The following is a 19,621-nucleotide window of genomic DNA, read 5'->3' as shown; positions in this document are numbered from 1 at the left end:
GACGGCATGAGGACCAATTTGGCTGGGGCGCCAGGGATCGAACCTGGGAATGCCGGAATCAAAATCCGGTGCCTTACCGCTTGGCTACGCCCCATCAAAACAAAGCATCCCGGACGAGGTCATGGAGGGGATGGCGATTGCATCCCCGCACTGCCCAGGCCCGCCAGGGTTTTGGAACGGTGGCCACGATCTGTTGCGCATTTTGCGCATCCTTTGCCTTGGCGAAACAACAGGCGCCACTCCCGGTGAGCCGGGGGTGGCGCAGACCCTGTGCCTGAAGCCAGTAGAGCGCGCGGTCAATTTCGGGATAACGCCGCCGAACCGTTGCTTCCAGCGTATTTTCCGTAACCCCATCCAGAAACGCGCTTATTGTGATAGGCGCGTGTTGCCGTGTCAATTCCGGCGCGGTGAAGATCTCCCGCGTTGCCACGGAAACGCCCGGATGGAGCAGGACATAGTGGGCCTCTGGCAGTTCCGGCATGGCCACCAGCCGCTCGCCGATGCCTTCGCCCCAGGCCGACTGGCCAAAGAGGAAAACGGGCACGTCCGCCCCCAGGCTGACCCCCATGGCCATCAGTTCCGTCCGGGTGAAGCCCAGATTCCAGAGCTGGTTGAGGGCGAGCAGGGTGGTGGCGGCGTCGGAGGAGCCGCCGCCAATGCCGCCGCCCATGGGCAACTGCTTGTCGATGTGGATATGGACCCCTTCGCGGATATTGCTCTCGGCGAGGAGTTTTTGCGCCGCGCGAACGGTGAGGTCCGCTGTTTCCGGCACTCCTGCCGGTCCGCCGGTGCGGTGGATGGATCCCGGCGGCAGGGACTCGAAATAAAGGGTGTCGTGGAGATCGATAAACTGGAAAACCGTCTGCAGTTCGTGGTAGCCGTCTGCCCGCCGGCCGACGACGCGGAGCATGAGGTTGAGTTTGGCCGGTGCCGGGTAAGCGCGGCTCATGGGCGCTCACCAAAGTGCCAGCCGGTGATGGCCAGACGCAGGGTGATTCCGTCGGGACCCTGGGCTTGCAGGAGGCTGGGCATGACCAGCCCGCCTACGGGGGCATAGGCGAGATAATGGATGGTCCATTGCTCGGCGTGGATGGTTTCGGGGAGACCGTCGCCATTGCGTTCGACGCCTTCATCCGGCCTGGGCAGGCCGAGCAGCCAGTCGGGCAAACGCGCCACGGGGAGGGTTACGTGCAGGACCGATTCCAGCAGCGCCCCGAGGCTGGCGGCCTGCATTTGCTTGCCATTGGCCAGGAGCAGTTGGGCACCTGCAGCGGTGGCGCTGAGGCGGGCCACGGTGCGGCCGAGGGGGTCGCGGAGGGAGACTTCCTGCTGCCGCGGGGCTTCCCGCCAACGGAAGCCAAAGCTTTCCGCTCCCTTGGGCGAGCGCAGGGATGCCTGCCCGCTGGCCTGCCAGGCGGAAAGGTCACGCAGTACCTGATCCCGCTCATGACTGGCCAGCACCAGGGAAGGCCGGGGTGGCGGAGGCGGCAGGCTGGCACAACCGTCCAGCAGGAAGGCCATGACGGCCAGCAGGCATAGGGTGCGCCGCATCATGGCCGGGGTCGGGCGATGAGGCTTTGCAGGGTGGCGTCATCGGGGTGGTAGCGTAGCGCGTCCTGCCAGACCCGCCGTGCCTCGTCATAGCGCTGCAATGCCCAGAGCACCTCGCCGAGATGACCGCTGACTTCGGCATCGGTAGGCATGGCGGCGTGGGCCTTCTGCAGATAGGGCAGGGCCTTTTCGTTGAGGCCCTGGACGTGATAGAGCCAACCCAGGCTGTCGAGGATCTCCGGACTTTCGGGGGCCAGGGTGATGGCCTTGTCGAGCAGGGTTTCCGCCTCCCCCAGGCGAGTGTGCCGTTCCACGAGGCTGAAGCCGATGAAGTTGTAAGCCTGGGCATCGTTGGGGGCGAGGCGGATGACCTCGCGCATGGCCTTTTCCATGGCCGGATAATCCTTGATTCCCTCCTCTATCACGCCCTGCTCGTACCAGAGTTCGGGCTGGTCGGGCAGGCGTTGCAGGGCCTCGTGGAGCACGCCCAAGGCCTCCTGCGCCTTGCCTTCGTCCAGCCGCAATTCTGCCTCCAGGAGCGGGATTTGCGCCTGTTGGGGATAGCGGGCGGCCAGCTCCCGGAGTTGCGCCATGGCCTTTTCCCGATGTCCGAGCAGGTAGTCGATGCGGGCGCTGCGCAGTTCCACTTCGGGGAAGAGGGGGCCGCTGGTGATGCGCTGGTACCAGTGCAAGGCTTCGGCCCACTGCCCCTGGGCCTCATAAAGCCGCCCCAGATAGTAGATGGGTGCCGGTGAGTGCGGTGCCAGGCGCAGGGCCTCGTGCAGGGCCTGCCTTGCGCCCGCCCAGTCCTGGCGATCCATGTCGATGAGCCCCAGGGAAAGGGTGATTTCCGGGTCCTGGGGGTTTTGCCGGGCCAAGTTTTGGTAAATGCGATAGGCTTGCTCCACGCCGCCCATGCGCAGATAGAGGGAGGCCAGATACTGGCGGGCCATGCTGGCCTCGGGATGACTGGCGGTGAAGCTCTGCATGCTGCGCAAGGCGGCGGTGGGGCCCTGGCTGACGCGCAACGCCTCGGCCAGGGTGATGGCCGCTTCCTGCCAGGCGGGTCGCAGGGCCAGGGCCTTTTGCAGTTGGACGACCGCGGCTTCTACGCGATGTTGGGTCAGGTAGAGGCGGCCCAGGGTGAAATACGCCGGAGCAGAGCGCGGATCCTTGGCGATCAAGGCCTGGAGGAGACGCTGGGCTTCGCCGGGACGGCCATGGGACATGAGGAGGTCGGCCAGTTGCAGGGTCACCCGGGTATCATTGGGGAAACGGGCGACCGTTTCCTGGAGCAGGGCGATGGCGCGGTTTTCCTGGCCGGTGGTGAGGAGCAGAGCCGCCTCGTACTGGGCCGCCGCGGCGCTGTCGGGGGCCACCTGCCGCCAGCGGCGGGCCAGCTTGAGGGCGCCGGGAAAGTCGCCAAAGCCGGCGGCGACGGCGGTGGCCCTGGCCAGCACCTTGGCGCTGCCGCTGTGGCGGGCCGCTTCACGCCAGGCGGGTATGGCGAGTTGGGGGTCGTGGCGGAGGGTGGCAAACTCGGCGACCAGGAGATAGTACAACTGCTCGCCGGTCATGCCGCGCTCCACGGTGCCGGCCCCGGCCATCCCAGCCGCCAGGCCCAGCGCAAGGCCGATCATCCCGCCGCGTAGCCTGGCCCCCATCACGCCCATCCACCACCTCCATCCTGTGCAAGGATGGCACAATAACCGCTCGCGAATGGGCTTGCAATCCTGGCGACTGTCGGCCACAATCCGGCCCTTCATCGTCGCCCAGCAGGGACGGTTACGCCATTTACTGCTTCGGTCTGAGTCATCACAGCGCCCCCATTGAAGTTCGGGAAAAAGTGGCCTTTTCTCCGGAGGGGCTGCTGCTCGCCCATCGGGATCTCCTCAGCAAAGGGGTGGCCAAGGAAGTGCTGATCCTGTCCACCTGCAACCGGACGGAGATTTATTACCACGGCGGTTGCGGCGGCCATGCCGATGTCATGCAATCCTGGCTCTGCGAGTTTCACGGTGTCGACCCGCAGATCCTGGCAGGACATAGTTATTTCCATGTCCAGGATGAGGCCGCCCGTCACCTCTTTCGCGTATCCTGCGGCCTCGATTCCATGATCGTCGGCGAACCGCAAATCCTCGGCCAGATCAAGGATGCCTACCAGATGGCCGCTGACGCGGCGAGCGCGGGTCCTTTGCTCAACCGGCTCCTGCATTGGGCCTTTCGCGTGGCCAAAAGGGTGCGCAGCGAAACGGCCATCGGTTCGGCGCCGGTGAGCATCGCCTATGCGGCGGTGAGCCTGTCCAGGCAGCTCCTTGGGACGCTGGAGGATAAGGAGGCCCTGCTCATCGGCGCCGGAGAGACGATGGAACTGGTGGCGACGCATCTGCGGGAGCATGGGGTGAAGCGCTTTGCCGTCGCCAACCGGACTCCGGAGCGCGGGCAGCAGTTGGCGCAGCGCATGGATGGGACGGCCTTTTCCCTGGCCCAGATTCCCGAGCTCCTGGCCCAGGCCGACGTGGTGGTCAGCTCCACGGCCAGCCCGCTGCCGGTGGTCACGGTCGCCGCCGTCGCCGAGGCTATGACCCGGCGCCGGAAGGGGGAACTCATGCTCGTGGACCTGGCGGTGCCGCGGGATATCGCTCCCGAGGTGGGCAAGCTGGCCAACTGCTATCTGTATACCATCGACGACCTCAATGACATTACCCAGGCGGGACTGCGGGCGCGCCGGGAGGCGGCCCTGGAGGCCGAGGGCATCATCGCCGAGGAGGTGACGGGATTTCAGCAGTGGCGCGAGAGCCTGGAGGTGGTGCCCGCCATCCGCCGGCTGCGCGAGCATGTGGAAGGCAGCCGCAAGGACGAATTGCAGCGCTTTCTGCGCTACATCGATCAGGGCCAGGACCCGCGGGTGGTGCTGGATGCCTTCTCCAAGGCGCTGATCAACAAGATCCTGCATGAGCCCATCGCCACCCTGCGCCAGCCCTGTCAGGAGGCCACCAGCGAAAACCTGGTGGCGGCCCTGGATATCCTTTTCCATCTCAGCGACGCCGAAGGATGAGTCTCAGTCCGCGTCTATTGGGCCAGTTGGAGCAGTTGGCCTTTCGCCATGAAGAGTTGGCGCAGATGCTGGCCAGCCCCGACGTGGCCAGGGACCCCGGACGCTTCCAGGCCCTTTCCCGGGAACTGGGAGAGATCACGCCCATCCTTGAACTGCTGCGGGCCCACGAGAGCCGGGAGCAGGATCTGGCTGTGGCCGAACGCATGCTTCTGGAGGAGCGGGATGCCGAATTGCGCGCCATGGCCAGCGAGGAGGCGGAGGCTGCGCGGGAAGCATTGGCGGGCCTCGAAGAGGGCCTGCGCCTGCGCCTGCTGCCCAAGGATCCCAACGACGAGCGCAATGTCTTTCTGGAGATCCGTGCCGGCACCGGTGGGGAGGAAGCTGCCCTGTTCGCCGCCGACCTGGCGCGGATGTACACCCGTTACGCGGAAAACCGCGGTTTCGCCGTTGCCGTCATTTCCGCCTCGGAGTCGGAGCGGGGCGGCTTCAAGGAAATCATCTTGGAGATCAGCGGCCGCGGGGCCTACTCACGCCTGAAGTTCGAATCCGGCGGGCATCGCGTGCAGCGCATCCCCGAAACCGAGGCGCAGGGGCGCATCCATACCTCGGCCTGCACCGTGGCCGTCCTGCCGGAAGTGGACGAGATTGCCGAGATCACCCTCAACCCCGCCGACCTGCGCGTCGACACCTATCGCGCCAGCGGGGCCGGCGGCCAGCACATCAACAAGACCGACTCGGCGGTGCGGATCACCCACATTCCCTCGGGACTGGCGGTGGCCTGCCAGGAAGACCGCTCGCAGCACAAGAACCGGGCCCGGGCCATGGCCCTCCTGCAGGCGCGCCTGCTGGAACAGGAGCAGGAAAAGCAGCAGAGTGCCGCGGCCCAGACACGCCGCCTCCTGGTGGGCTCCGGGGACCGTTCGGAACGCATCCGCACTTACAATTTCCCCCAGGGGCGGGTGACGGATCACCGCATCAACCTCACCCTGTATCGACTGGAAGCGGTGCTGGCCGGCGATCTCGATGCCCTCATCGACCCCTTGATCAGGGAATATCAGGCCGATCTCCTGGCCCGCTTGGGAGAGGATGCCTAAAGATGCCCGTGCCGCTAGGGGACACCCTGCGCCAGGTGGCATCGCGTTTGGGAGCAGTGAGCGACCAGCCGGAGCAGGAGGCGCGCTGGCTCGTGGAGGCCGCTTTGGGCTGCGCTGCGGCCGGCCTGTTGCGCCGGGGCGATCAGCCCCTCCCCGCTGCGGCCGCCCAATGGCTTGGCGAGCGCGTGGAACGGCGCCTGACGGGCGTCCCCTTGCCCTATTGCCTGGGGACATGGTCTTTTTATGGGCTGGAGATGGCGGTGAATCCCGCCGTGCTCATTCCCCGCCCCGACACGGAGTCGCTGGTTGAACTGGCCTTGGGGCACTTGCCCAGGAAGGGCGCGCGGCGGGTGCTGGACTTGGGTACGGGCTCCGGGGCGGTGGCCCTCGCCGTAGCCCGGGCCAGACCAGAGGCAGAAATATGGGCGGTGGAGCGCAGCCCGGAGGCCCTGGCCGTGGCCCAAGGCAACGGCCAGGGGCTGGGCTTGGCCGTGCATTGGCTGGCGGGTGACTGGTTTGCGCCCCTCCCCCCGGGACTCCGCTTCGACCTGATCCTGGCCAATCCCCCCTACCTGGCCGCCGATGATCCCCATTTGCCGGCCCTGCGCCATGAGCCGCGGGAGGCGCTGCTGGCCGGCCCGACGGGTCTGGAGTGCCTGGCGGCCATCGCGGCGCAGGCGCCGGGTCATCTGGCGGCCGGAGGGGTGCTGGGTCTGGAGCATGGCGCGGAGCAGGGGGAGGCGGTGCGCGCCCTACTCCGCGCCGCCGGCTTGGCGCAGCCGCGCACGCAGCGGGACCTGGCGGGCCGGGAGCGCGTAACCAGCGCCTCCTTCCCGGCCTGAGCCATGCCCGAACTGCCCGAAGTCGAAGTCACCCGCCTCGGCATCCGGCCCCATGTCCTGGGACAAAGGATACTGACGGCCGTGATTCGTGAGCCCCGTCTGCGCCTGCCGGTGAACGCCGACCTGGTGGAACGGGTGGCCGGGCAAAGGATTCATGCCGTCGATCGACGTGGCAAATATCTGCTGCTGGCGCTGGATAGCGGGGCGCTGCTCATCCATTTGGGGATGAGCGGGCAATTGCGGGTGCTTCCCGCAGCCACCCCGCCGCGCCGCCATGACCATGTGGATCTGGTCCTGGATTCCGGCGCCTGCCTGCGCTTCCATGATCCGCGCCGTTTCGGAGTGCTGCGCTGGATCCATGACGGCGAGAAGCACCCCTTGCTCCGGGATCTGGGCCCCGAGCCCCTCGGCGCCGCGTTCACGGGCGCTCTGCTCCATGCCCGCAGCCGGGGCCGCTCCCTCGCCGTCAAGGGCTTCATCATGGATGCGCACACCGTGGTCGGGGTAGGGAACATCTATGCCAACGAGGCCCTCTTCCGCGCCGGCATCGATCCCCGCCGGGCCGCCGGGCGCATCGGCCCGGGACGTTATGAGCGGCTGGCCGCCGCGATCCGCACGGTGTTGGCCGAGGCCATTGCCGAAGGCGGCACCACCTTGCGGGATTTTATCCAGCCCGATGGCAAGGATGGGCATTTTCGACTATCTCTGGCGGTCTACGGGAGAGCAGATGGGCCCTGCCTGCGGTGCGGCGGGCCCCTTCGCAGCGTCCGCATTGGCGGGCGCAGCAGCTATTTCTGTCCACATTGCCAACATTGAAACGCGGGGAGCGTCATGCCCAGTAATCAGCTAGCTCTGTCACCCATCCTGCGCGAACTGCAGGTACTCCGTCAGTGGCGCGACCAGGTAGCCGGGAGATTGCATGACCTGGCGGCGCTGACCACGGATCTGGGCCTGCTGCCCGGTGGTACGGTCCTGCGCCTGGAGACCCTGGCTTACGAGATCGGTCAGGATAATCTGCGCGTGGCCTTCGTTGGCGAGTTTTCCCGCGGCAAGACCGAGTTGATCAACGCCCTTTTCTTTGCCAACGTGGGCGGGCGACTCCTACCCTCCAGTTCCGGCCAGACCACCATGTGCCCGGTGGAGATTCGCGGGGCTCCCCAGGGCAATCCCGGCATGCAGTTGCTGCCCATCGCCAGCCGCACCCTGGACGTCACCATCGAAAAGCTCAAAAAAGCCGGGAGCGCCTGGACCCGCATCCCTTTGGGCCTGGAGAGCACCAGCGGGCGGAACGCGGCACTGGCGCACCTGACGGAAACCATCTGCGTGCCCATCGAGGAGGCCCGCCGCTTCGGCCTGTGCCCTCCCCTGAATCGCACGCCCAAGGATCGGGAGAGAACGGTGTGCCCCTCCTGCGGCCTGGGCAAGGTGCTCATCCCGCGCTGGCGGCACGCCCTCATCTATCTGCCCCATCCCATGCTGGACGCCGGACTCACCGTGCTCGACACGCCCGGACTCAATGCCATCGGCGCCGAACCGGAGCTGACCTTCGGCATGCTGGCCGATGCCGACGCCATTATTTTCGTGCTGGGTGCCGATACCGGCGTTACCCAGAGCGACCTTGCCATCTGGGAACAGTATCTGATGCGCAATCCCAGTCAGAAGCAGTTGGTGATCCTCAACAAGGTCGATACCCTGTGGGACGAATTGCGCGACTGGTCGGAAGTGGAGGCGGAAATCGCGCGGCAGATCGATGCCACCGCCGTTCGCCTCGGGGTGCGCCGCGAGCAGGTCATTCCCGTTTCCGGCCAGAAAGGGCTGGTGGCCCGCATTCGCCAGGATGCCGATCTGCTGACCCGCAGCGGCCTGTCCGTATTGGAGGAGGCCATCGCCACCATTCTCGTCCCCGCCCAGGAGGCCAGCATCCGGGCACGCTGCCGGGCCGTGGTGGAGCGGACGGTCATGGATCAGAAGGCCATCCTGCGCGACCAGATGCAAGGAATCATGGCGCAGATGGACAGCATGCGCCGCCTCAAGGAGAAGACCGGCGAAAAGGTGCCCAAGCTGGTGGCCCAGCATCAGCAGGTTCTGCGCTCTTTCGAGGCGGATCGTCGCGCCTTCGAGCAGAAGAAAACCGCCTTTCGCGCCGCGGTGGAAGAGGGACTGCTGGCGCCCCTGGCGCCCGGCACCTTTGACCTGATCATCAGCAACGCCAAGGGCGAAATGCTCTCGGCATGGACGACGGCAGGCATCGTGGAGCGCTTCAAGAGCTTCTTTGCCGACGCCATCGCCCGCTTTGACGCCGCCCTCGAAGGCGCGCAGCAGGTGGCGACCCTGGTGGCGGAAGAGTACCAACCCCTGCAGGCCCGCTATCATCTCCCGCAACTGGGTGCCATCCCCTACGCCATCATGCCGCGCCGCGCCGAACTGCTGACCATGGCCGAAAACTACGAGCGTTTCGGGATGAAGCTGGAGATCGCCGTCAACACCCAGGGTGCCGTGGTGCGCAAGGCCTTCCTCACGGTGGCCAGCCGCATCCGCGATTTTGTCCTGGAGACCCGCCATGAGGCCGAAAGTTGGGTGGACGAGATCATGGCCGTCATGAACCGCCAGATGGAGATTTTCCAGGTCAAGTCGGAGGAGGAGCTCGCCGCCCTGGAATCCATTTCCCAGGCCATGGGCAACATCGACACCCGCATCCAGCAACTCCAGCGGGCCCTGGAAGACCGTCAGGCCGACATGCGGCAGGTGGACGCCCGCTGGACGCTCTTGCTGCCGCTGCTCCGGCAGGAGCAGCCCGCCGCGGAGCTTCCTGCCCGCAATCCCTAGCCCTGCCCCGTCAGTTGCCGAAACTTCTGCTCCAGTTCACTGGCCGACTCCGGGTGCTGCGGATCGCCGATGATGCAGTCCACCGGGCAGACCTCGCGACATTGGGGGGTGTCGTAATGTCCCACGCATTCCGTGCAGAGGGCGGGGTCGATCACGTAGATCTGCGGGCCCACGGAGATGGCGTTGTTGGGGCACTCCGGTTCACAGACATCGCAGTTGATGCATTCATCGGTAATCAGTAACGACATACGCTCCCCGAAAAAGACCAAGTATCGCGCTATGCTATTCCGCGCCAAGCCCCCCGTCCACCTGGCCGTGAAAACGCCGGCGCAGGGCCGTGGCCACCTGCGGCTGGACGAAGGCCGTCACATCGCCGCCCAGACGGCTGATTTCCCGCACCAGGCTGGAAGACAAAAAGGTGTGCTGGTCCGACGTCATCAGAAAAAGGGTCTCCATCTCCGGATTCATCCGCCGGTTGATGGAGGCGAGCTGAAATTCGTGCTCGAAATCGGAGATGGCGCGCAGTCCGCGGAGGATCACGCTGGCGCCTTCGTCCTGCAGCAGGTTGATCAGCAACCCCTCGAAGTCCCGCACCCGCACCCCGGGGATCCCGGCGAGGACCGATTGCGCCAGGGCCAGGCGTTCGCCCAGGGGGAAAATGGTCGCCTTGGGCGTCTGCGCGGCCACCGCCACCACCACCTCGTCAAAGAGCCCCGCCGCGCGGCGCACCAGATCCTCGTGGCCGTTGGTGATGGGATCGAAGGTTCCGGGATAGATGACCCGGCGCAATTTGCCCTTTGCCGCCTCATCCATGGGTCCGTTCCTCCGCAAGGCGCTGGAACAGGGCATAGTGGGAATCGCCACAATGCCCGGAGCGATACGGACTCCAGCCCTTGGGCAAGGCCTCTGGCGGCCATTGTTCTGCGGCGGCGCTTTCCAGATAAATCATGGCCTTGCCTGCCAGGCAACGGCCGCCGAAGAGCAGCGGCGCCAGCCGTGCCGGCCAACCCTGGTGGAAGGGGGGGTCGGCCAGGATGAGATCGAAGGATTGGCCGCAGTCGCGCAAAAAAGCCAGGGCGTCGGCACCGACGATCTGTGCCTGGGCAGCGCCGCAGGCCGCCACGTTTTCCGCAAGGATCTGTCGGTGGCGCGGGTTTTTCTCCACAAAAACCACCGCTCCGGCGCCCCGGGAAAGGGCCTCCAGGCCCAGGGCGCCGCTGCCGGCGAAAAGGTCCAGCACCCGGGCGCCGATGATGTCCGCCGCAAGCCAGTTGAACAGGGTTTCGCGCACCACCCCCGGCGTTGGCCGCAGCGCCGTGCCGGGCAGGGTGCGCAGGCGGCGTCCCCGGCAACGGCCGGCAATGACGCGGATGCTCACCGGCCGCCCTGCGCCGGGGCGTTGTTCCATCCCGCCCATCGGTGGATAATGTCCGCCATCATTCCATTCTCCTGCTCTGGCCGCACGTCCATGCTCAATTGGTTCAAGGGTAACAAAACACCGCCACCGCGGGAAACGACCGATCCGGCAGAGACCGCTCCCGCAGGGTTTTCTGCTGTGGAGCCGGTTTCTGCCCCTCCCGCATCGGCAACGGCGGGTTTGCCGACGGAATCCTCTCCGGCGGAGCCGGGCAAAAAAGGCCTTTTCGCCCGGCTGAAGGAGGGTTTGAGCCGCAGCCGCGAACAGTTGACCAGCGGCGTGGAACGCCTGGTCTTCGGCAAGAAGGAAATCGATGCCGAACTACTGGAGGATCTGGAGGCCCTCTTGCTTCAGGCCGATCTCGGCATGGCGGCGACCCAGGAAATGATGGCGGCGGTGACCGAAAAGGTGCGGCGCAAGGAGCTCGCCGATCCCCAGGCCCTGACGGCGGCCCTGCGCGCGGCGCTGCTAGACATCCTGCGCCCGCGGGCGGCCCCGTGGTCGCCGCGCAAGGGCGAAACCCAGGTGGTGATGATGGTGGGCATCAACGGCGCCGGCAAGACCACCACCATCGGCAAGCTCGCCGCGCGCTGGAAGGGCGAGGGTTTCGGCGTGCTGTTGGCCGCCGGCGATACCTTCCGCGCCGCGGCGGTGGAGCAGTTGCAGGGTTGGGGCGAGCGCGCGCAGGTGCCGGTGGTGGCCCAGGGCAGCGGCGCCGACAGCGCGTCCGTCATTTACGACGCCTACGCCGCCGCCCGGGCACGGGGCAGCGAGGTGCTCATTGCCGATACGGCCGGACGCCTGCACACCCAGGGGCACCTCATGGAGGAACTGAAAAAGGTCAAGCGCGTCCTGGCCAAGCTGGACCCCGCCGCGCCGCAGCAGATCTGGCTGGTACTGGATGCCGGCACGGGTCAGAATGCCCTGAATCAGGCCCGTCAGTTCCACGAGGCCGTGGGCCTGACGGGCATCTGCATCACCAAGCTGGATGGGACGGCCAAGGGCGGCGTGGTAGCGGCCGTAGCCAAGGCCCTGCCCATCCCCATTCGCTATGTGGGCGTGGGGGAGGGGGTGGAGGACCTGCGCCCCTTTGATCCCCAGGCCTTTGTCGACGCCCTCTTCGCGGAGAATACCGGATGATTCGTCTGATCAATGTCACCAAGCATTACCCGGGCCGCCACCATGTGCTGCGGGAAGTGAATCTGCACCTGCGCAAGGGAGAAATGGCGCTGCTTACCGGGCCCTCCGGGGCGGGGAAAAGCACCCTGCTCAAGATGTTGCTGCGCCTCGAAGGCGTCAGCAACGGCACCCTGATGGTGAATGGCGTGGACCTGTCCACCCTCAAACGCCGCCATATCCCCGCCTACCGGCGGCGCATCGGCGTGGTCTTTCAGGACCACAAGCTGCTCATGGACCGGGATTTGTTCAGCAATGTCGCCTTGACCCTGCAGGTGGCGGGTCTGCCCGACCGGCAGGTGCAAAGCCGGGTGCGGGCGGCCCTCGACAAGGTGGGCCTGGGCGATCGCCTCCGCGAGTATCCCGCCACCCTGTCGGGAGGCGAGCAGCAGCGGGTAGGGATCGCCCGGGCCATCGTCCATACGCCGGAAATCCTCCTGGCGGACGAGCCCACCGGCAATCTGGATCCGCGCCTGAGCAATGAGATCCTCGATCTCTTTCGCGACTTTCATCATCACGGCACGACGGTGCTCATCGCCACCCATGACCAGGGTCAGATCGATCGTCTGGGCCTGCCGGTATTGCGGCTGGAAGGGGGGCGCCTACACACGCCGGAGGATCACCAGTGAATCTGCACATCCGTATCGAAGCGGGCCGGAACGCCCTGTCGGCCTTGGGGCGCCAACCCATTTCCACGGCGATGACCATCCTCGCCCTGGCCATCGTCATTGCCCTGCCGGTGGGCCTCTTCACCGTCCTGACCAACATGGAAAACCTCCTCGGCAGTTGGCGCAATCAGGCGCAAATCTCCCTCTTCCTGCATAAGGACGCGAGTCCGCAAGCGATCCGGCACTTGCAAACGGCCCTGACGCAAACCACAGGCGTGGTCGGCGTGCGCTATGTCAGCGCCGACGCAGCCCTGGCCGAGTTCCAGCAACACAGCGGCATGGTGGCGGCCATTCAGACCCTGGGAGAAAATCCCCTCCCGGCCTCCTTTGTGGTGCAGTTGGATCCGCTCCGCTACCCGCCCAGCGCCCTGCAGCGTCTCATCGGGCATTGGGCGCAGGATCCCGCCGTGGCCACTGCCCAGTCGGATCTCCATTGGGTCGCCCGCCTGCAGGCCATCCTTGCCCTGGGCCAGCGCGCCGCCCTCATCCTGGCCGTGCTGCTGGCCCTGGGGGCGGTGCTGGTCATGGGCAACACCATCCGCCTGCACATCGCCCAGCGCCGGGACGAAATCGACGTGGCCAGTCTGGTGGGCGCCACCCGCAGCTTCATTCGCCGCCCCTTCCTTTATCAGGGCCTGTTGCAGGGCGCCGTGGCCGGCCTCGTTGCTTGGGGCATTGTCGTGGCCGCCTTCTACTGGCTGCAGGGGCCGGTGGACCGCCTCGCCGCCCTCTATGGTACGCAGTTCAGTCTGGTAGCCCTCACCCCGGAGCAGGGTGCCATTCTGGTGGTTGCCAGCGCCCTGCTCGGCTGGCTGGGCTCGCTCCTTGCGGTGGGCCGACATCTCGACCATACTTTTTCGTAGCTTCCTGCTTCTGCTCGGGCATTTTCCTGCAGAACCTTTCGCCAAATCATCGGTCCAATGAAACAATTATTGGATGAGGTTTGCTTATGAATGACATGGCATTAGTGAATAGAGAACTGGCAAGTGCCGATGGTCTTTCCGGCTATCTGCGCTTTGTCAACAGCCAGCCGCTCCTCGATGCAGAGGAGGAGCATCGCCTGGCCCTGCGCCTGCGCGACGACAACGACCTGGACGCCGCCAAGCGTCTGGTCCTGAGCCACCTGCGTTTCGTGGTGCGCGTGGCCCGCGGTTACCGGGGCTATGGGCTGCCCGAGGCAGACCTGATTCAGGAAGGCAATATCGGTCTGATGAAGGCCGTCAAGCGCTTCGACCCCGATCACGGCGTGCGCCTGGTATCCTTCGCCGTCCACTGGATCAAGGCCGAGATGCACGAATTCATCCTGCGCAACTGGCGCATCGTCAAGGTGGCCACCACCAAGGCCCAGCGCAAGCTCTTTTTCAATCTGCGCTCCAGCCGCTCCCGGCTGGGCTGGCTGCAGGGGGAGGAGAGCGAGGCCATTGCCCGGGACCTGGGCGTGAGTCAGGAGGCGGTCCTGGAAATGGAAGGGCGCATGTCCGGCCATGATTTCTCTCTCAACGCCGATCCGGATGACGGTATGGATACGGGGCGAGTCTTTGAGTTGGCGGACCCCGGCGCGACGCCGGCGGAGCGCTTGCTCGCAGGCGACTGGGACCGCCAGCAGCATCAGGCGCTGCAGCGGGCCCTGGCCGCTCTGCCCCAGCGCGACCGCTACATCATCGAAAACCGCTGGCTCAATGAAGATCCCAAGACCTTGCAGGCGCTGGGCGACGAACTGGGGGTTTCGGCGGAGCGGGTGCGGCAACTGGAAAAGACCAGCATGGGCAAGCTGCGCCAGCAGATGATGGATTACGCCGAGGCGTGAGGGCCGTGTTGCTGTTCCATATTGACGATGCCGGGCGCTGGCCGACCCTGATCGCCAACCTGCGCAATGCGCGCACGGCCGATCCCGAGCGCCCTTTGCAGGTGATCGCCAACGGCCAGGCGCCCGTGGCCCTCTGGGCCAGGGGCCATTGGCGCCGGGAGATGGAAGAGCTCGCGGCGGCGGGCGTCATGGTGGGCATCTGCCAGAACAGTCTGCGTAATCTGGGTCTGGATCCGGAGGGAAGCCCGGCGGGCAGCGTCCTGGTGCCCGCCGGGATCATCGCCATCGCCGACGCCCAAGGGGCTGGTGCCCTTTATCTCAAGCCGTGACCAATGGCCGCTCCTACGTTGCTTCAATTTATCCCGAAATGATCCCCGCATAATCCGTCAAAGAATATAACGCGACAAATCCTCATTCTGCGCCAGATCCTGCAGGCGCTCATCGACATAGCTGCGATCCACCCGAAGGCTTTTCCCGCCCGCATCGGGGGCCGCGAAGGAGATGTCTTCCAGGAGCCGCTCCATGACCGTGTGCAGACGTCGCGCGCCGATGTTCTCCACGCGCTCGTTTACCTGTTGGGCGATCTCGGCAATGCGGCGCACGCCGTCTTCCGTAAAGGCCAGTTGCACGCCATCGCTGGCGAGCAGGGCGGTGTATTGGCGGGTGAGGGCGTTTTCCGGCTCCTGGAGGATGCGCACCAGGTCTTCCGCCGCCAGGGGGCTGAGCTCCACGCGGATGGGGAGGCGCCCCTGCAACTCCGGGATGAGGTCCGCGGGCTTGCTCAGGTGAAATGCCCCCGAGGCAATGAAGAGGATGTGATCCGTCTTCACCATGCCGTAGCGGGTACTGACCGTGCAGCCCTCCACCAGGGGGAGGAGATCCCGCTGCACCCCCTCCCGCGAGATATCGGGCCCGCTGCCGGCCCCGCCGCGCGCCGCCACCTTGTCGATTTCGTCGATGAAGACGATCCCGCCGGACTGCACGCGTTCCAGGGCCGTGACCTTGATGTCCTCCTCGTTGACCAGCTTGGCCGCTTCCTCTTCCGTGAGCAGACGCAGCGCCTCGGCCACGGTCACCTTGCGCGGGTGCGTCTTGCCCTGGCCGATGTTGGCAAAGAGATCGCGCAATTGCGCCGTCATCTCCTCCATCCCCGGCGGTGCCATGATCTCGACCCCGGCCTTGGGCGCCAGGACCTCGATCTCGATCTCCTGGGTATTGAGCCGACCTTCGCGCAGCATCTTGCGAAATTTCTGGCGGGTGCCCTCATCCTGGCGCGGAAGATGGCTGTCCCGAGGGCCGGGCACCAGGATGTCCAGGACCCGGTCCTCGGCCAGTTCCTCGGCGCGCTGGCGCATGGTGTCCATGCGTTCGGCTCGGGTCATGGTTACCGCCATCTCGGTCAGATCGCGGATGATGGACTCCACGTCCTTGCCCACATAACCCACTTCCGTGAACTTGGTGGCCTCCACCTTCACGAAGGGCGCCCCGGCCAGTTGCGCCAGGCGGCGGGCGATCTCCGTCTTGCCCACCCCCGTCGGACCGATCATGAGGATGTTCTTGGGCGTGATCTCGTCGCGCAGGGGCGGCTCCACCTGGGCGCGCCGCCAGCGATTGCGCAGGGCGATGGCCACGGCCCGCTTGGCATCGGCCTGACCGATGATGTACTTGTCGAGTTCCTGGACGATTTCGCGGGGGGTCATCTGGGACATGTCAGAGTTCTTCTATCAGGTGATGATGATTGGTGTAGATGCAGATATCGCCGGCGATATTCATGGCGCGTTCGGCGATGGCGCGAGGCGGCAGATCCGTATGCTCCAGGAGGGCGCGGGCGGCGGCCTGGGCATAGGGGCCGCCGGAACCGATGGCAATGATCCCCCATTCCGGCTCCAGCACATCGCCCTGGCCGGTGATGATCAGGCTTTGCTGGCGATCCGCCACCGCCAGCATGGCCTCCAGGCGGCGCAGGACGCGATCGGTGCGCCACTCCTTGGCCAGTTCCACCGCCGCCTTGGCCAGTTGGCCGGGATGGGCCTTGAGCTTGGATTCAAAGCGCTCCAGCAGGGTAAAGGCATCGGCGGTGGCGCCGGCGAAACCCACCAGCACCTCCGGGTCCAGGCGGCGCACCTTGCGCGCATTGCCCTTCATCACGGTATTGCCGAAGGTCACCTGGCCGTCACCGGCCATGACCACCGCCTCCCCGCGCCGCACGGAAAGGATGGTAGTGCCATGGAACTGCTGCATTTCCGTCATGAGGCTCCCTGCTTGGGCGGAAGGGGTGGAGAAGGGCGCTTTGCCCGCGGATGGCTCGCATCGTAAACCCGGGCCAACTGCTGGTAGTCCAGGTGGGTGTAAATGGCCGTGGTGCCGATGCCCGCATGGCCCAGGTATTCCTGGACCGCGCGCAGATCTCCCGAGGACTGCAGGAAATGGCTGGCGGCGCTGTGGCGCAGGGTGTGGGGGTGGAGGTGTTGCCCCAGCCGCGCCCGCCCCGCGCGTTCCACCCGGTCCTGCACGCTGCGCACGGACATGCGCCGCCCGCTGCGATTGATGAAAAGCGCCGCCTCTCCTTCTTGGGCCAGTTCCCTGCGCAATTCCAGGTAGCGGTCCAGGGCGAGCAGGGCAGGTCCCCCTACGGGTACCAGCCGCACCTTTTGCCCCTTGCCGGTCACCCTGACGCTGCCTTCGCGCCGATCCAGATCGCCCAGATCCAGCCCCACCAGTTCGCTGACCCGCAGGGCGCTGGAGTAGAGCAATTCCAGTACGGCCTGATCGCGCCGCAGGAGGAAGGAATCGGGAGTCGACCCGGCCAGCATCAGCGCCTGGGCCTGATCCACCGCCAGCCAGTCGGGCAGGGGATGCTCCTCCTTGGGGATGGGAAAATCCAGGGCGGGATTCTGCAACCGCGGCATCTGCCGTTGCCCATGGCGGTACAAGGCGCGCAGGGCCGCGAAGCGCCGGCGCAGGCTGCGCGCCCCGACTCCCCGCGCCCGTTCGCTCATGATGAAGGCGCGCAATACGGCGCGATCCACCTGCTCCAAGCCATCGATCCCGTGATTTTGGAGAAATGCCGCAAAGCGTCCCAGGTCATCGCCATAGGCCGCCAGCGTCGCGGGGCTCACCCTGCCGCTGTCCGCCAGTTGCGCGAGGAAGGCCGCCACGGCTTCTTGCATCAGGATTCCGCCAGGCAACGATCCAGGGCGGCCACCACCAGACGCCCGATCTGGTCCAGTACATCCACACCGGCCTCCGGCCCATACCGGTCGGGATCGTTGCTGCCCAGCACAATGGCCCCCTGGGCCTTGTTGCCGCGCAGGGGGATCAGGGCCAGGGAGGCAAGACCGGCCCCCGCGCCGCCGAAAAGATCGCTGCGCAGGCCCGGTTCCAGCGCAATGCCGCTCGCCGCCCGCGCCGCCGGCGCCAGCACGCTCAGGCAGCGAAAATCCCCTTCGGCCAGGACGACGGCCTGCTCCACCACCCCCGGCAGGGCTTCGCGCAGGACCAAAGCCAGGTATTCCACATGGAAATGCTCCCGCAGATGCCGCTGCACCGCCTCCAGCACCTCTCGGCAGTCGGAGCTCTGCAGGAGGGCCACCGCCAGATCCAGCAGGCCGGCTCCCAGCTCGGCATTCTGCCGCACCACGCTGAGCACCGCGTCGATGCGCTGGTGCAATTGCCCGTTTTGCTGGCGCAGCAGGGTGATCTGCCGCTCCAGCAGGGAGGCCGCCGAGCCGCGCCCCACGTGGGGCAGGGTCATGGCGGCCAGGAGATCCTCCTGATCCCAGAGAAATTCCGGATGCGCCCGCAGGTAGGCCAGCACTGCCGCAGCCTCCGGAGGAGCGCCCGCTGCCGCTGCCGCCAACTCAGTCATCCTCCCAGTGGGTGGCCGTGTAGTTCTCGGGGCCGCAGTGGATCTCCAGGGCGGCAATGTGGCGCGCCAGGGTTTCCCCTTCTTCGTCCGACAGCTTGCGGAGGAAATCCAATTCTTGTTGATCGGCATTCAATTGTTGGGCAATCTGTTCCAAGGTTGCTTCGCGCATCGTCCCTCCTGGTGCTTCCGGTGCAAAGGACCAGACGCCGTCGAATACCGCGCGCGCCGGGCCGGTCATATATAGATGGGTTCCCGGACCCTGCCAGCGGATCTCCAGCGCGCCGCCGGGCAGGGTCACCCAGACCGTTTCATCCAGCAGCCCCCAGCCCTGGCCCGCCACCACTGCCGCGCAGGCATTGCTGCCGCAGGCCAGGGTCTCGCCGGCACCGCGCTCCCAGACGCGCAAGCGCAGGTGCTGCCGGTCGTCAATCTCCATAAAACCGACATTGCTGTGGCGCGGAAAGGCCGGGTGCCGTTCCAGTTTTGGTCCCAGGGAGCTCACCGGCGCGCTGTCCACCCCCTTCGTCAGCAGCAGGGCATGGGGGTTGCCCATGCCGACGGCCGCGATGGACACGGCCTGGCCCTCCACATCCAGGATATAGCTGGCGGCCGGGTGATCTGCGCGGAAAGGGATGGCGGCGGGCTCCAGTTGGGGCACCCCCATATCCACCGTCACCTGGCCGTTTTCCCCCATATGCAGTTCCAGGCGCCCGGCGCGGGTCTCCACGGGAATGTCCCGCTTCGCGCTCAGGCCTGCCCGGCGCACGAAGAGGGCAAAGCAGCGTGCCCCATTGCCGCATTGCTCCACCTCCGCGCCATCGGCGTTGAAGATGCGATAGCGGAAGTCGCAGTCTGCCCGGCCGCTCGGCTCCACCAGCAGGACCTGATCGCAGCCAATGCCGAAGTGGCGATCCGCAAGGGCGCGGATGTCTTCCGGGCGCAAGACCACGCGCTGGCGGACGCCATCGAAAACGACGAAATCGTTGCCCAGGCCTTCCATCTTGGTGAAACGCAGGACAGGGGGCTTTGCATCAAGGGAAGTGGTAGCCATGGCGGGAGTGTAGCAATGTCTTTTCGAGGAGGACAGAGTGCCGCAGGTGGCGAGGGCGTTCGCGGAGGTGCGATGGGCCGCTCCTAGCGAATCCTGGGCGGCGGTTAATGTGAAAGAGACCAGTGGAATGGGCACGACAACCCCTGACCCCCGTGTGGCCATATTGGGATCGGAGTGACGCTTTACGCTGGCTGATGCTGCGGCAGGAAGCCGAATTTGATCAGTTTCTTGATCCAGCGAGAAGCATTGCGCTGCACACTCAGTGC

At 66.1% G+C, this 19,621-nt stretch carries 21 protein-coding genes and 1 tRNA gene; 10 read left to right on the top strand and 12 right to left on the bottom strand.

Annotated elements, in window-relative coordinates; genetic code table 11:
- Nucleotides 1-19: 19 nt before the first annotated feature.
- From ACP5MM_RS02485 to ACP5MM_RS02470, 4 genes are all read right to left on the bottom strand, one after another.
- Nucleotides 20-94 (bottom strand) — tRNA-Gln (locus ACP5MM_RS02485).
- Nucleotides 95-949, bottom strand: a complete 855-nt coding sequence (ispE, locus tag ACP5MM_RS02480) for a 4-(cytidine 5'-diphospho)-2-C-methyl-D-erythritol kinase (RefSeq protein ID WP_427934059.1) — start codon at nucleotides 947-949, stop codon at nucleotides 95-97.
- Nucleotides 946-1,554 carry a lipoprotein insertase outer membrane protein LolB gene (gene lolB / locus ACP5MM_RS02475; protein WP_427934058.1) on the bottom strand — a complete coding sequence of 203 codons (609 nt, stop codon included), beginning with the start codon at nucleotides 1,552-1,554 and terminating at the stop codon, nucleotides 946-948. Before lolB ends, ispE begins: the two co-directional genes overlap by 4 nt.
- Nucleotides 1,551-3,224 carry a tetratricopeptide repeat protein gene (locus ACP5MM_RS02470; RefSeq protein ID WP_427934057.1) on the bottom strand — a complete coding sequence of 558 codons (1,674 nt, stop codon included), beginning with the start codon at nucleotides 3,222-3,224 and terminating at the stop codon, nucleotides 1,551-1,553. Before ACP5MM_RS02470 ends, lolB begins: the two co-directional genes overlap by 4 nt.
- 173 nt (nucleotides 3,225-3,397) lie before the next feature.
- On the opposite strand from ACP5MM_RS02470, the gene hemA reads away from it, so the two are divergent.
- Genes hemA through ACP5MM_RS02445 form a run of 5 tightly spaced genes read left to right on the top strand, consistent with a single transcriptional unit; the run spans nucleotide 3,398 to nucleotide 9,368 of the window.
- Entirely contained in the window at nucleotides 3,398-4,606 is a 1,209-nt protein-coding gene (gene hemA, locus ACP5MM_RS02465; protein ID WP_427932425.1) for a glutamyl-tRNA reductase, read from the top strand.
- Nucleotides 4,603-5,700 carry a peptide chain release factor 1 gene (gene prfA / locus ACP5MM_RS02460; protein WP_427934056.1) on the top strand — a complete coding sequence of 366 codons (1,098 nt, stop codon included), beginning with the start codon at nucleotides 4,603-4,605 and terminating at the stop codon, nucleotides 5,698-5,700. Before hemA ends, prfA begins: the two co-directional genes overlap by 4 nt.
- A gap of 2 nt (nucleotides 5,701-5,702) precedes the next feature.
- A complete protein-coding gene (prmC, locus tag ACP5MM_RS02455; RefSeq protein ID WP_427932422.1) occupies nucleotides 5,703-6,542 on the top strand; it encodes a peptide chain release factor N(5)-glutamine methyltransferase in 840 nt (279 codons plus the stop codon).
- Between the two features lie 3 nt (nucleotides 6,543-6,545).
- Entirely contained in the window at nucleotides 6,546-7,358 is an 813-nt protein-coding gene (mutM, locus tag ACP5MM_RS02450; RefSeq protein WP_427932420.1) for a bifunctional DNA-formamidopyrimidine glycosylase/DNA-(apurinic or apyrimidinic site) lyase, read from the top strand.
- A 15-nt stretch (nucleotides 7,359-7,373) separates the two neighbouring features.
- Complete coding sequence (locus ACP5MM_RS02445; protein ID WP_427934055.1) at nucleotides 7,374-9,368, top strand: dynamin family protein; 1,995 nt, start codon at nucleotides 7,374-7,376, stop codon at nucleotides 9,366-9,368.
- On the opposite strand, the gene ACP5MM_RS02440 is transcribed toward ACP5MM_RS02445, so the two are convergent.
- The 3 genes from ACP5MM_RS02440 to rsmD are packed head-to-tail and all read right to left on the bottom strand — an operon-like array spanning nucleotide 9,365 to nucleotide 10,776.
- Nucleotides 9,365-9,616, bottom strand: a complete 252-nt coding sequence (locus ACP5MM_RS02440) for a YfhL family 4Fe-4S dicluster ferredoxin (protein ID WP_427932416.1) — start codon at nucleotides 9,614-9,616, stop codon at nucleotides 9,365-9,367. The two genes, ACP5MM_RS02445 and ACP5MM_RS02440, sit on opposite strands and share 4 nt — an antisense overlap.
- A 34-nt stretch (nucleotides 9,617-9,650) precedes the next feature.
- A complete protein-coding gene (gene coaD / locus ACP5MM_RS02435; protein WP_427932414.1) occupies nucleotides 9,651-10,181 on the bottom strand; it encodes a pantetheine-phosphate adenylyltransferase in 531 nt (176 codons plus the stop codon).
- Complete coding sequence (gene rsmD / locus ACP5MM_RS02430; RefSeq protein WP_427932412.1) at nucleotides 10,174-10,776, bottom strand: 16S rRNA (guanine(966)-N(2))-methyltransferase RsmD; 603 nt, start codon at nucleotides 10,774-10,776, stop codon at nucleotides 10,174-10,176. The genes coaD and rsmD overlap by 8 nt, the downstream gene beginning before the upstream one ends.
- 147 nt (nucleotides 10,777-10,923) lie before the next feature.
- Between rsmD and ftsY the strand changes: the two genes are divergently transcribed.
- The 5 genes from ftsY (at nucleotide 10,924) to ACP5MM_RS02405 (ending at nucleotide 14,765) form a co-directional block, all read left to right on the top strand.
- Nucleotides 10,924-11,925, top strand: coding sequence for a signal recognition particle-docking protein FtsY (gene ftsY, locus ACP5MM_RS02425; protein ID WP_427934054.1), 1,002 nt, complete (start codon nucleotides 10,924-10,926; stop codon nucleotides 11,923-11,925).
- Nucleotides 11,922-12,590 carry a cell division ATP-binding protein FtsE gene (ftsE, locus tag ACP5MM_RS02420; RefSeq protein ID WP_427932408.1) on the top strand — a complete coding sequence of 223 codons (669 nt, stop codon included), beginning with the start codon at nucleotides 11,922-11,924 and terminating at the stop codon, nucleotides 12,588-12,590. The genes ftsY and ftsE overlap by 4 nt, the downstream gene beginning before the upstream one ends.
- Entirely contained in the window at nucleotides 12,587-13,492 is a 906-nt protein-coding gene (ftsX, locus tag ACP5MM_RS02415; RefSeq protein ID WP_427934053.1) for a permease-like cell division protein FtsX, read from the top strand. Before ftsE ends, ftsX begins: the two co-directional genes overlap by 4 nt.
- Nucleotides 13,493-13,578: 86 nt before the next feature.
- A complete protein-coding gene (gene rpoH / locus ACP5MM_RS02410; protein ID WP_427932405.1) occupies nucleotides 13,579-14,436 on the top strand; it encodes an RNA polymerase sigma factor RpoH in 858 nt (285 codons plus the stop codon).
- Nucleotides 14,433-14,765, top strand: coding sequence for a hypothetical protein (locus ACP5MM_RS02405; RefSeq protein ID WP_427932403.1), 333 nt, complete (start codon nucleotides 14,433-14,435; stop codon nucleotides 14,763-14,765). Before rpoH ends, ACP5MM_RS02405 begins: the two co-directional genes overlap by 4 nt.
- Nucleotides 14,766-14,822: 57 nt before the next feature.
- Here ACP5MM_RS02405 and hslU read toward each other — a convergent pair whose 3' ends face one another.
- Genes hslU through dapF form a run of 5 tightly spaced genes read right to left on the bottom strand, consistent with a single transcriptional unit; the run spans nucleotide 14,823 to nucleotide 19,355 of the window.
- A complete protein-coding gene (hslU, locus tag ACP5MM_RS02400) occupies nucleotides 14,823-16,145 on the bottom strand; it encodes an ATP-dependent protease ATPase subunit HslU (protein WP_427932401.1) in 1,323 nt (440 codons plus the stop codon).
- A 1-nt stretch (nucleotide 16,146) separates the two neighbouring features.
- Nucleotides 16,147-16,686, bottom strand: a complete 540-nt coding sequence (hslV, locus tag ACP5MM_RS02395) for an ATP-dependent protease subunit HslV (protein WP_123105442.1) — start codon at nucleotides 16,684-16,686, stop codon at nucleotides 16,147-16,149.
- Nucleotides 16,683-17,606: a tyrosine recombinase XerC gene (locus ACP5MM_RS02390; RefSeq protein WP_427932399.1), complete on the bottom strand. Its 924-nt coding sequence runs from the start codon at nucleotides 17,604-17,606 to the stop codon at nucleotides 16,683-16,685. Before ACP5MM_RS02390 ends, hslV begins: the two co-directional genes overlap by 4 nt.
- On the bottom strand, nucleotides 17,606-18,304 hold the full coding sequence (locus ACP5MM_RS02385; RefSeq protein ID WP_427932398.1) for a DUF484 family protein: 699 nt from the start codon (nucleotides 18,302-18,304) through the stop codon (nucleotides 17,606-17,608). Before ACP5MM_RS02385 ends, ACP5MM_RS02390 begins: the two co-directional genes overlap by 1 nt.
- Nucleotides 18,297-19,355: a diaminopimelate epimerase gene (gene dapF, locus ACP5MM_RS02380; protein WP_427932396.1), complete on the bottom strand. Its 1,059-nt coding sequence runs from the start codon at nucleotides 19,353-19,355 to the stop codon at nucleotides 18,297-18,299. Before dapF ends, ACP5MM_RS02385 begins: the two co-directional genes overlap by 8 nt.
- Nucleotides 19,356-19,621 lie beyond the last annotated feature (266 nt).

The organism is Acidithiobacillus sp. (genome assembly GCF_049965315.1).
Classification (GTDB): Bacteria; Pseudomonadota; Gammaproteobacteria; order Acidithiobacillales; family Acidithiobacillaceae; genus Acidithiobacillus_B.
This window is presented reverse-complemented; position numbering and strand designations above follow the sequence as displayed.